At 36.9% G+C, this 11,462-nt stretch carries 13 protein-coding genes and 1 pseudogene; 7 read left to right on the top strand and 7 right to left on the bottom strand.

From position 1 onward, the window contains the following. Nucleotides 1-190 precede the first annotated feature (190 nt). The 3 genes from AC5JMK_RS06660 (at nt 191) to AC5JMK_RS06650 (ending at nt 3,640) form a co-directional block, all read left to right on the top strand. The gene (locus tag AC5JMK_RS06660) at nt 191-967 is read left to right on the top strand and encodes an ion transporter (RefSeq protein WP_096676311.1); all 777 of its coding nucleotides are present in this window, start codon (nt 191-193) and stop codon (nt 965-967) included. A gap of 126 nt (nt 968-1,093) precedes the next feature. Next, a complete protein-coding gene (locus tag AC5JMK_RS06655; protein ID WP_096676310.1) occupies nt 1,094-1,744 on the top strand; it encodes an OmpA family protein in 651 nt (216 codons plus the stop codon). Nucleotides 1,745-2,023: 279 nt separating this feature from the next. Beyond that, nucleotides 2,024-3,640, top strand: coding sequence for a right-handed parallel beta-helix repeat-containing protein (locus AC5JMK_RS06650; protein ID WP_096676309.1), 1,617 nt, complete (start codon nt 2,024-2,026; stop codon nt 3,638-3,640). Between the two features lie 109 nt (nt 3,641-3,749). Here AC5JMK_RS06650 and AC5JMK_RS06645 read toward each other — a convergent pair whose 3' ends face one another. From AC5JMK_RS06645 to hpf, 3 genes are all read right to left on the bottom strand, one after another. Beyond that, nucleotides 3,750-4,148 carry a type II toxin-antitoxin system VapC family toxin gene (locus AC5JMK_RS06645; protein WP_096676308.1) on the bottom strand — a complete coding sequence of 133 codons (399 nt, stop codon included), beginning with the start codon at nt 4,146-4,148 and terminating at the stop codon, nt 3,750-3,752. A gap of 5 nt (nt 4,149-4,153) precedes the next feature. After that, a complete protein-coding gene (locus tag AC5JMK_RS06640; RefSeq protein ID WP_096676307.1) occupies nt 4,154-4,447 on the bottom strand; it encodes a hypothetical protein in 294 nt (97 codons plus the stop codon). Nucleotides 4,448-4,646: 199 nt separating this feature from the next. Continuing rightward, nucleotides 4,647-5,306, bottom strand: coding sequence for a ribosome hibernation-promoting factor, HPF/YfiA family (hpf, locus tag AC5JMK_RS06635; RefSeq protein ID WP_096676306.1), 660 nt, complete (start codon nt 5,304-5,306; stop codon nt 4,647-4,649). A gap of 567 nt (nt 5,307-5,873) precedes the next feature. Here hpf and lipB point away from each other — a divergent pair. Further along, the gene (lipB, locus tag AC5JMK_RS06630) at nt 5,874-6,575 is read left to right on the top strand and encodes a lipoyl(octanoyl) transferase LipB (RefSeq protein ID WP_495909692.1); all 702 of its coding nucleotides are present in this window, start codon (nt 5,874-5,876) and stop codon (nt 6,573-6,575) included. A 108-nt stretch (nt 6,576-6,683) separates the two neighbouring features. On the opposite strand, the gene AC5JMK_RS06625 is transcribed toward lipB, so the two are convergent. Continuing rightward, a complete protein-coding gene (locus AC5JMK_RS06625; RefSeq protein WP_096676304.1) occupies nt 6,684-7,271 on the bottom strand; it encodes a thermonuclease family protein in 588 nt (195 codons plus the stop codon). Between the two features lie 665 nt (nt 7,272-7,936). Here AC5JMK_RS06625 and AC5JMK_RS06620 point away from each other — a divergent pair. Then, nucleotides 7,937-8,044, top strand: a pseudogene (locus AC5JMK_RS06620) (DNA-binding response regulator); the annotation flags it as partial. 83 nt (nt 8,045-8,127) lie between these two features. On the opposite strand, the gene AC5JMK_RS06615 reads toward AC5JMK_RS06620, so the two are convergent. The 3 genes from AC5JMK_RS06615 to menB form a co-directional block, all read right to left on the bottom strand. After that, nucleotides 8,128-8,430: an S-layer protein gene (locus AC5JMK_RS06615; RefSeq protein WP_096676302.1), complete on the bottom strand. Its 303-nt coding sequence runs from the start codon at nt 8,428-8,430 to the stop codon at nt 8,128-8,130. 114 nt (nt 8,431-8,544) lie between these two features. After that, the gene (locus AC5JMK_RS06610) at nt 8,545-8,682 is read right to left on the bottom strand and encodes a hypothetical protein (protein WP_495909691.1); all 138 of its coding nucleotides are present in this window, start codon (nt 8,680-8,682) and stop codon (nt 8,545-8,547) included. Between the two features lie 344 nt (nt 8,683-9,026). After that, entirely contained in the window at nt 9,027-9,860 is an 834-nt protein-coding gene (gene menB / locus AC5JMK_RS06605) for a 1,4-dihydroxy-2-naphthoyl-CoA synthase (RefSeq protein WP_096676301.1), read from the bottom strand. A gap of 187 nt (nt 9,861-10,047) precedes the next feature. Here menB and AC5JMK_RS06600 point away from each other — a divergent pair, with 187 nt between their 5' ends. Next, nucleotides 10,048-11,172: an AAA family ATPase gene (locus AC5JMK_RS06600; RefSeq protein ID WP_096676300.1), complete on the top strand. Its 1,125-nt coding sequence runs from the start codon at nt 10,048-10,050 to the stop codon at nt 11,170-11,172. Nucleotides 11,173-11,177: 5 nt separating this feature from the next. After that, the gene (locus tag AC5JMK_RS06595; RefSeq protein ID WP_495909690.1) at nt 11,178-11,327 is read left to right on the top strand and encodes a DUF3226 domain-containing protein; all 150 of its coding nucleotides are present in this window, start codon (nt 11,178-11,180) and stop codon (nt 11,325-11,327) included. Nucleotides 11,328-11,462 lie beyond the last annotated feature (135 nt).

Raw genomic sequence — 11,462 nt, 5'->3', positions numbered from 1 at the left:
AAACTCAAAAATAAAGGCGACGCTGTCATCACAATTTAAATGCATAACAGCTTATATTCAGTATATATCAATACAATTAGAATTGTGAAGATGATTTTTTATACGAACCACCTAGACGCCTAAGCGGCTTCTCGTAGAGTAGGACACGAAAAATAGAGAGAAAATTAGGTTAGAGAATAGAAGAGTTTGTATGTTATTGACTAAAGAAAAAACTGCTTTTTATCTAGCAGATTTGGAAACGCCAGTAGGTAAAATTATTAATTTATCTATTGCTGGATTGGTTTTGTTATCATCAGGTTTTTTTGTGGCAGAAACTTATCATATACCTGATGTTATTAGAAGATATTTAAATATATTAGATAATCTTATTTTAGTTGTTTTTGCTTTGGAATATTTTCTGCGTTTATGGAGTGCGGAAGATAAAGTTAAGTATATTTTAAGTTTTTATGCGATTATTGATTTAATAGCTATTTTGCCGTCTTTTTTGGGTGCTATTGATATTAGCTTTCTACGTCTATTACGCTGGTTCAGAATTTTAAGATTAATTAGGTTTATCGACCAGAAATATTTATTTGGAATTAGCAATGAAGATGGTGTGATTTTTGCCAGGATATTATTTACTCTGTTTGCAATTGTATTTGTGTATTCTGGCTTAATTTATCAAGTTGAGCATCCTGTAAACTCGCAAGTATTTACTACTTTTTTGGATGCTTTTTATTTTTCCGTTGTGACGATGACGACTGTAGGTTTTGGCGATGTAACCCCGACTTCAGAGTTCGGACGTTTGCTGACAGTCTTAATGATTTTAACAGGTATTGCGCTAATTCCTTGGCAAGTAGGTGATTTAATTAAACGCTTAGTTAAAACAGCTAATCAGATAGAGATTGTTTGTTCTGGATGTGGTTTAGCTTTTCATGATCCTGATGCGGTATTTTGCAAAAGTTGTGGTACAAAATTGTATAATTAATCACAATCACAAATCAAATGAGCAATGATTCACTGCTTATAACTTTTGAAAGAAGTGTTTTGAGTCGATTTAGCGTAATCTTATTTAATAGTTGCTGGATTTGTAAATAAAGAAATAAATCATCAAATGTATTTACTTCGTTTTACTACTTACTTAGTAACTATTTTCCTATTTGGTACGGTTGACAAATCTGAACCCCGTTTTCCGACCAATTTAAAAAATAATTTCTCAAATAATCAGATGTTTGCCAAGCAATATCTGAAAAAGCAAGGCTCAAAAATATTATTTTCCCAAGTCCAGATTCCGAATGTGAATTTCCCTGAAAAAGTTTTTCCTGAAATAAAAGTTTCAGAAATTACATGCTCAAAAATCCGTGTTCAGGAAAATAAAGACTTAACGATCATTACCTTGCCAGCTGATATTTTATTCTACTCTGGTAAAGATCAAATTCGTCCACAAGCAGAGAAAGTCCTCAGTCAAGTTAGTCAAGCCATAAGCGATCGCTATCCTAATACTTGGCTACAAATCTTAGGACATACTGATTCTGTAGGTAGTGAAGCTGATAATCTCAGGTTATCAGAGCAACAGGCATTCGCAGTACAACGTTGGTTGAGTGAAAAAGGCGATATAGACATTTCTTTGATGACAAAACAAGGCTACGGTGAAACTCAGCCGATCGCACCCAACAGTAATTCTGATAGTTCTGAGAACTCAGTCGCAAGCCAAAATAACCATCGAATTGAGATTGTGATTCAGAAAACATCAAATCACGTTTAACAAGGGATCGCACAACAGAAATTTGTAACAACAAAGACTTTAACTCACATCTTGCACCAATAAAAATTGATATATTTTTATTACTCAGTAAAAAGCTAAAATCCTTGATTTAGTGATAAAAAACCATAAAAATGAAGTAGCCTTATGGCGCATCTTTTTACTTTCTATGGGGTTGTACGTAGAGGTGCAAGATATGAGTTAACTTACTTTAAGGAATCCACTGCTACAAAGTTGAAGTGTAAGCGGTAGGATGTCAATGGCTTTTTTAACAGTATAAATATGCCTCAAACTCTTTACGTAAATTCTGTTGTTGGTAATGATAGCACTAGTGGTTTACCACAAGCACCTTTGAAAACTATTACACAAGCACTCAAGAAAGCTACTTCGGGTACGCAAATTCAACTCGCAGATGGTAGTTACAATGCTGCTGGTGGGGAAGTATTTCCTTTGTCGATTCCAAGTGGAGTTTTGATCGTAGGTAATGAAGCTAACAAGGGCAGTAGTATATTGATTGAAGGTAGTGGTCAATACCTCAGTCGTACTTTTGCAGGTCAGAATGTTACATTTGTACTAGATAATGGTGCAGAACTCAAGGGTGTCACTGTGACTAACTTGGCTACCCGTGGTAGTGGCGTGTGGGTAGAATCTACTAATCCTACAGTTGCAAATTGTACTTTTACAAAATGTAAGCGAGAAGGTGTGTTTGTCACTGGTGATGGTAATCCGGTGATCCGCAATAATCAGTTTATAGAAAATGCTGCCAATGGGATTGCGATCGCCAAAAATGCTACAGGTGAGATTCAAGGTAATACATGCATTAATACAGGTTTTGGTATTGCTATTAGTGATACAGCTTCTCCTAAACTAGTAGATAACAAAATTTCCGAAAATCGTTCTGGTATCGTCATCTCCGGTAGCGCCCGTCCAATCTTACGTAATAATCTGTGCGAAAGAAATACCCAAGATGGTTTGACGGTGATTGCAAATGCTTTTCCAGATATTGGTAGCACCAATAATCCAGGAGGTAATATCTTTCGTAGTAATGGTCAATTCGATCTCCAAAATGCCAGTTCTAACAAACTAATCTCTATAGGAAATCAAATAGATCGATCAAAAGTTAAAGGTTTGATCGAGTTTGTTGATAATCAAGTTCCAACACCAAGTCCAACACCCAATCCTACGCCTATACCCACACCAAGTCCAACTCCTACACCGGAACCAGAACCCGAACCATTTCCTGATCCGACACCAACTCCACTACCAACCCCGACACCCACACCAACCCCGACACCTACTCCAACTCCAACACCTACTCCCAGCAACTTAACCGATATTAGTAATCATTGGGCAATTACTTTTATTCGGGAACTAGTAGAATTAGAAATAATTAAGGGTTTCCCCGATCGCACATTTAGACCCGAAGCGACAATGACAAGAGCGCAGTATGCTGCGTTAATAGTCAAAGCTTTCAACCCAAGCGTCAAACGCCAAGCGGTCAAATTCAAAGATGTCGCGGAAGATTTTTGGGCAAATAAAGTCATTCAACAAGCTTATCAAGGACAATTTCTTTCTGGTTATCCCGATAATACTTTCCGCCCTAACGATAATATCCAGCGCGTACAAGTGATCGTTTCGCTAGTGAATGGACTGGGGTTAACCGCTAGTGGAAATAAAGCCCTCAAATCCTACGATGATCAAACAAAAATTCCTGACTATGCTAAAGATGAGGTAATTGTTGCCAGTCAAAAACAAATTATTGTCAACTATCCAAAAGTTAAGCAACTCAATCCTACCCGCGAAGCTACACGCGCAGAGGTTGTGGCTATGGTGTATCAAGCATTAGTTGATGCTGCTCGTGTAGCGGCGATTGACTCGCCTTATATCGTGGTAGCTTAGTTTTTATAGGGTGGGCATCTTGCCTACCCTGCGATCGCCATATAATTTTAATGTTAATTTCTCAGCTATTAGCCATAACTTTAGTTAAGCGCAGAATTTTCCGTGATGTCTATAGCCAGTTTTCTAAAGAAATTTCTGGGACTCTCAACATATCAGAATCATTAGAAACAAGTATCAAACCACGTGTAATTGCCGTCGCCGCTATCAATATATCTGCTTCTTGAATAGGAGTACCCTTATTTTTTAAATCCGCATGAATTTCACATGCTTTCTCAAGAATTTCGATATCATCTAGCAACAAAACTTTATAAGTTTGGCAAAAACGATTAAATTCAGATAGTTGTTTAGTTGTATTAACAGCTAACAATCCTCTTTTAATTTCATAAAAAGTTATGCAACTAATAAACACTTGTTTTCCTGATGTGCGTACATCCCTCATTTTTTTGTCTACCGTTGCATTTCTTTTTAAAAGATAAGTGACAATATTGGTATCTAGTAAATAAGTCACTTTTTCTATCTGCCTTCTACTGCTTCATCAAATATCTTAATTTCTTCTGGTGTTAAATCATTTAAAGTTCCAGAAATAGCCTCTAATACCAAGATACTATCTATTCTATCTGTTAATTGATTGTCTGTAATCGCCATAAATTCTTCAGGAGAAAACTTACCAAACAGATCTACTAATATTTCGATCATTTCCTGCTTGTTTAATTTTACTAGGTATAAGCTATTACTTTGAAATAGCTTTTCTACTATTAGTGAGATGCGGTTAATAAGTTCTTGATTGTAATTAGTAAGTTCTTGCATAGCTTCTCCCTCAATTTTTATTTCATCCTTCTACTTTAGCAACTACTTGTGTTTCATCTCTTCCATTAATAAAATAGGGCAGACGAAACGCCTACCCCAAAATTCAATCAAATTATTCGCAATGTGGTTGGATCTGGGAAGATAGAAATGCTTCACAACCAACCACTAACCACTAACTATTAACTACTAACCAATAGCTTTATTTATGTGCGTGCGAAGCCTCCGTAACGCCAGTGTTTCCATGAGCAGTTTTGCCGTTTTTACCATTGGTATGATTTACATGACCATTACTATTGCGGGGTTGAATTACACCGTAACCACCGTGATTGCGTTCGTAAATCACGTTAATTTCGCCTGTTTCGCTGTTGTGGAACATGTAAAAATCGTGTCCCACCATTTGCAATTGATCTAAAGCTTCTGCAACTGTCATTGGTGGCATGGCAAAATATTTTGTGCGAACCACTTCTTTGGGTAATTCGGGAGCGCGATCGCCAATTAAATCTGTGACTACTGTCTGTTGTACTACTCCTTCAATAGTTGTTTGGGCATGAGTTTTCTTCTCATGACGCCGTTCTTTATATTTACGCAATTGACGAGCAATTTTGTCTGCTACTAAATCTATACTGGCGTACAAGTTCTCGCTGCTCTCCTCGGCACGGATGACGTTTCCGTTGGCATAAATTGTCACTTCTGCCGACTGCTTGGGATTAATTCGGGGATTGCGAGCTACGCTCAAGTGTACATCCACTTCATTTGTGATGTTTTGAAAATGACTCACCGCCTTTTCAATTTTTTGATGTACATATTCTCTGATTGCATCGGTGATTTCAATATTTTTGCCGTGGATGACAAGCTTCATGTAAACTCTCCCGCTCAAAGCTTTGATTTGTATTTGTTTTGGGAAATAAGGTATTGCGGTTAAGATCTATTACTGCCGCCGAAATTGGGAATTTTCTAACGTGCTGGTGATGCGATTACCCTAAATCAAATTCAGGTGAGTACTTACTCATGCCTAGTCTTGATCAATTTAGGAATCTCTGCAATTGTTCCAAGTATAAAAAAGGCTCATGGATATTCACGCAGATATTGCTAGCTTTGCTTCTCCAACATGGGCTGCATTCGCTTTTCATAGACAATAGGCGTCTTAATTATTAGTTTTATCTTTTTTTCAATGGAAAACAACTGAGTTAAAACCCCACCAGCCAGTGCATTTAGTTTTCTTTACTTTTGGCGTGATGGTGATTGTAGAGAATTCCTCCTAACAGCATTGAGGTTAAATCTAGGTTATATATTCAAACTAGCACTTTGTATTTTACAAAACCGCTTCCCTTTACTTTCCTTTAAGATCCTTTGCATAGCTTGAGATTTACCACTTGCTATTGTAAATTTATATACTTTTAAACTTGAGAATTAGTTATTTTTTGGTATGAACCGTAGTATTCCTTCACACAGATACCGTTGTTTACTATATGACCAAGGGTTATTGTCATACTTGGATGCCTTGGAGTGGCAGCGATCGCTTCTGCAAGAGCGCATCAAAAACCCCAACCTAGACGACGTGTTAATCCTGCTAGAACATCCGCCTGTATACACTTTGGGGCAAGGAGCTACGCCAGAATTTATCAAATTTGGCCTTGACAAAACTACGTATGATGTGTATAGAGTTGAACGTGGTGGAGAGGTAACTTACCATTGTCCCGGTCAACTGGTAGGGTATCCAATTTTAAATTTGCATCGTTATCAAAAAGACTTGCATTGGTATTTGCGGCAATTAGAAGAAGTATTAATTCGCTCACTGGCAATATATGGTTTAGTAGGAGAGCGAATTTCTGGTTTCACTGGTGTTTGGGTGGAAGGGCGCAAAGTAGCTGCGATTGGGATTAAAGTCAGCCGTTGGATTACCATGCATGGCTTTGCATTAAATGTTTGTCCTGATATGACAGGCTTCGAGAAAATTGTACCTTGTGGCATAGCTGATAAACCTGTAGCTAGTTTAGCCGACTGGATACCAGACATAACTTGCCAGCAAGTACGCGTCACTGTGGCACAGTCTTTTGCTGAAGTATTTGATGTTGAATTCAGTTATCAGGGAACGGGGAATAAGGAACGGGGAATAGGGAACTATTAACAGCTTGAAAAATGTGTAATTAATTTTGTTAAAGTACTTAACTGATTTATTGGTTGTTGGCGGTTAACCATCCCTCTGGATTACTATCACAGAGGAACGAGAAATCTTTTAACTTTTAGCTTTTAACTTGTAAAGACTCCTATATTCCCAAGGCTTTACAAATTTAGTATCACTCCAAACGCCTCTTCGATTTGCTTTCGCTTCAATTTCGGCTTGTTGAATTATCTCTTTACTAGGACATTTATTTAAATAAGGACGATAAACTAGTGCTAACCCTTGGCGAACTAACATTTCTTGGATAAAAGTACCATTACGTAACCTTACTTCTGCAACTTTGCGTCCATAGCGATCGCTATCTGTGATTGTTAATTGAACGCGATCGCTTCCTTGATTGACTAATTCTTGAACTCGTGATTGTGCTTTGGTTCCCCAAGTAAATTGGTTGCGATCGCTTGCGGCTTTACTTTGTCTTTCTTTTGTAGAATGAGGTATTTCCGGCGCATCAACACAAGCAAAGCGAACAGTAAATTCATTACCTTTTGTGTCCTTGATTCTGAGAGTATCACCATCGCTGACTCTTTCTACTACATCGCCAGAAGGGAACAAGTGATCGCATCCCATGACTGCAAAAAATAGGATAGCCACACAAAGCCAAAGTAAAGTTTTTTTGGTGATTTTCACAACATCAATAAATATATTTTCCGATACATGATAATAGCATATGTAAAACTACATGCTGTAGGTAAAATTAAGGATTTTTCATCTCCTAAACTTAGATTTTTGGCTATTGTTCAAGTAATTTTTAGAGTTTTTAAATTGAAATCAAGTATTTTCTACATTGTGGTTTCAAAAGTATACAATATTACGACCAATTCAAGAAATTCTTATTAAATACAATGATAAAAAAATAGTTTAATATGCTGATACTGTATATCAAATAAAATTGCTTTAATAAATACTTAATACAGAATTTTAGTTTTTATTTTTTTATGTTCTCTTTACGTAAAACCAAAAAATCAAAGCAATCTTTACAGTATTACTCAAATAAGATTTCTTGGCTTTCTCGAAATCTAGTATTTGTCATAATATTTTGTGTTATTATCTCAACTTGCCTCTACGCTATTTATCCCTTATTGTTAAATTTGATTACTGATAAATTTAGTTCCCCATCCAACTCTTCTTATCCAACATCTATTCCTTGGTTAACAAATAAAGCTGAATGTGAACATAATCCTGGTAGAGCTTGGCGTGACGGTCGTTGTTGGGATTATGAACATGATCCTAGTTTTTGATGTGGATAATTACTGCAATTTTGATTGAAACGTAAGTACTAAATATAAACTGACAAGCGTTTAAGCCAAAAAAATCACGTTACCAGTATTTTCAGCCGCTTAAATCTACGCGATCGCACCCAAGCTGCCATTTTTGCTAATTCTTTTCTCTCTTGGTTGGATAGTTCATCTAAGTGAAGTTCTCAAATTAATTTTGTTGATTGTTGATTGTTCCAAATATAAAATAACAATCGACTATCAACAAAATCTTCTTGAAATTGCTATTTTTGTAAAAATTGCTGTTGATTTTGAGTTGGTGATGACTGTTTTAATAAAGCAGGCGGTGTCGCTTGGCGATAAGGACCGCAGTAATACATTGTCATTACTGCTTTAAAAGCCCAGTGATCGTTTGGTACATCACTAAAAGGATTTGGCAAAGTTTCTGCTTGATTCTGAACACAGGCATTAAGAATTTGATTGGATGATTTAGCTGTAAATTGAGTATTAGGCTCTTGAGCTTGTACAGAAACAGCTAAATTATTCATGGATAACACAAGAACTGTTGCCAAAAATTTAATATTCATAAGTTGTAGGTAGTTATCTGTTCGCACTTCTCCAGTTTAATTTTTTAGAGAAAGTAAGGTCTAATATCTGGTTGATGAAGTAGATTAACAGAAACTCAACAACTTCCGTGAAACTTAAGCAGAAGCAAACATTGTCACCAAAATTAACATTACAGCCAAACCAAAAACCCAAAGGATCAAAGACCCCCAACTAACAGAATCTTGTTGTATTTTCTGCCATAAATTACTTTCTGAATTATTGCGAGTAGCCATAATTCTTACCCTCCAATTTTTGATTGCACTTTACTAAATACGCTATTATTAATTAGCAAGAATATCTAAATCACTACATGCGTAATTAATGAGTGTTTTATTTTAATAAGCTTTGTTGACTTAAAAAGAATGAGCAATCTTTTTTAACTGTATATTTTATTCTGCTATAAAAAAGCGATCGCTCAATCAAAATTGTGAAAATTCTTAATATATTTTGTTGTTATTTACCTACAGATTTCACGCAAAGATATAAAGAATACATTCATATCTTTACGTGAAGTAAAAATTAGCTATTTAAACTGTTACTAATTCTTGTTCAAATTTGACAGACTACATAATCCTTCTCACGGTAGCCAAGGATATTGCCTAAAATTAGGCGAACGTTTCTCTAAAAACGCCTGTTTCCCCTCGGCTCCTTCTTCTGTCATGTAATAAAGTAGAGTTGCATTACCAGCAAGTTCTTGTAAACCAGCTTGTCCATCACAATCAGCATTGAATGCTGCTTTCAAACAACGAATAGCGATCGGACTTTTTTCTAAAACTTCCTTAGCCCACTCGATACCTTCTACTTCTAATTGTTCCACTGGTACAACGCAGTTTACCAAGCCCATTTCCAGCGCTTGTTGAGCATCGTATTGGCGGCAGAGAAACCAAATCTCTCGCGCCTTTTTTTGTCCCACAATCCGCGCCAGATAGCTAGCACCAAAACCACCGTCAAAGCTGCCCACTTTCGGGCCTGTCTGCCCAAAAATAGCATTGTCAGCAGCAATAGTCAGATCACATATTAAATGTAGAACGTGTCCACCCCCGATCGCATACCCAGCTACCAAAGCAATTACTACTTTTGGCATTGATCGAATTAAGCGTTGTAAATCCAATACATTTAACCGGGGAATACCGCTATCATCTACATAACCTGCGTGTCCCCGTACACTTTGATCACCGCCAGCACAAAAGGCATATTTGCCATCTATGTGTGGGCCATGTCCTGTAAATAATACAACGCCTATAGCAGTATCTTCACGAGCATTACAAAAGGCATCATAGAGTTCAAAGATAGTTTTCGGACGGAAAGCATTGCGCTTATGGGGGCGATTGATGGTAATTTTGGCAATGCCATCGGCTTTATGATAAACGATGTCTTCGTAGGTTTTGACGCTTTGCCAGTTAATTTGCATTGTATAGGATGATATATTTTTGTAACCTGAGAATTTTATCGCAAGTTCTTTGTCCCTAGCTATTTAAGCTATTTTGTTTTTTAAATCTAGCCTTTAGATATCCTTGAAAATACACTTTCAATTTTTCAGCAATGCTTGTAAGTCAGGCATCTTGTAAGCTAGTTGGAAGGGATTACGGAGATATTGTATGCTGGAGTCCTTTCAGATAAATAACTTTAGGCTCTTTCAACACCTTGAAGTTAAAAGGTTAGGTCGTGTCAACCTGCTTGTTGGCAGAAATAATGCTGGCAAGAGTACTTTTCTCGAAGCAATAGAACTTTATGTCAGCAATGCTTCTTCTACCGTCCTTCTTGATCTTGTAGAGTCCAGACAAGAGACTTGGTTTAGTGAAGCTCAACCACATTCTCAAAATTTTCTCGGTAATCCTGTGAGACATCTTTTCTTCGGTCACGAATTGCCCAAAATAGGAGAAGAAGGTATTTCTCTTGGGGAAGTCTCCTCAAACATCAAGCTTCATATTGGTGTTGCCGTATATCAAAATAAAAATGATAAGGAAGGCACAATCAGGAAAATTCGCATTTCTGAGGTTCAGTTTGATGAAGATCTATCTAATGTTGAAGTTTTTCTGGTAGCAGAAGAAGGCGAAAGAACGAGGAGACTTTTTAGATTAGATAGGGATGTGAAAGATATTCGACGTAACTCTAGAATTCTTTATGAACGGCAGGAATCTGAGTTGAAATACACATGGCAAATTGTTTCAACAGAAAATATGCCGAGTAGAAAATTAGCTGCTCTTTGGGATTTAACGAGCTTGACCGATTTAGAGTCGGAAGTTATTTCTGCGCTTCGCCTGATAGATGATCGAGTTTCTGGAGTCGCCTTTGTAGAGGACATTAGTAGAGGTCGTGCAAGTGACAATCGTATTCCTTTAGTAAAAATTAAAGGAATAGATGAACCATTAACTCTCAAAAGTATGGGAGATGGGATTACCCGTTTGTTTCATATAATTGTCGCTCTTGTAAATGCTCGAAATGGTCTTCTCTTAATTGATGAATTTGAAAATGGATTGCACTGGAGTGTGCAACCTAAAGTTTGGGACATTGTTTTTCAGCTCTCAAAAAGGCTGAATGTTCAAATTTTTGCCACAACACATAGCCGTGATTGTATAAAAGGGTTTGACAGTATATGGGATAAATATCCTGAACTAGGTGCTTTCTTCAGGCTTGATGTCAAGAATGGCTCAATCAAGGCAACAGAATATACATCTGAGACACTCACTGATGCTATTGATATGGATGTTGAAGTGCGGTGAGTGGTATGAGTGATGTTTGTAGGCAAGATACAGATCAAGTGTTGCTAGTTGAAGGCGATAACGATTGCCACGTCGTTATGGCTTTGTGTGCCGCTCATACTGTTCCTGAAACTTTTGGTATATACAGCGTATTGCAGGTTTATGAAGTACAGTAACAACAGTTTGTAAACCAGTTTTTTAAATGTATAGGATTAATCAAATCAAGTGCAGTTGCAATTAAAATATCAACCAGCTTTGTAGTTTTTCACTCTCCCCCGGTAAAAAGAGATTAGAGAGAAACAGAAATAGGA

Source organism: Pelatocladus sp., from assembly GCF_059505505.1.
This window is presented reverse-complemented; position numbering and strand designations above follow the sequence as displayed.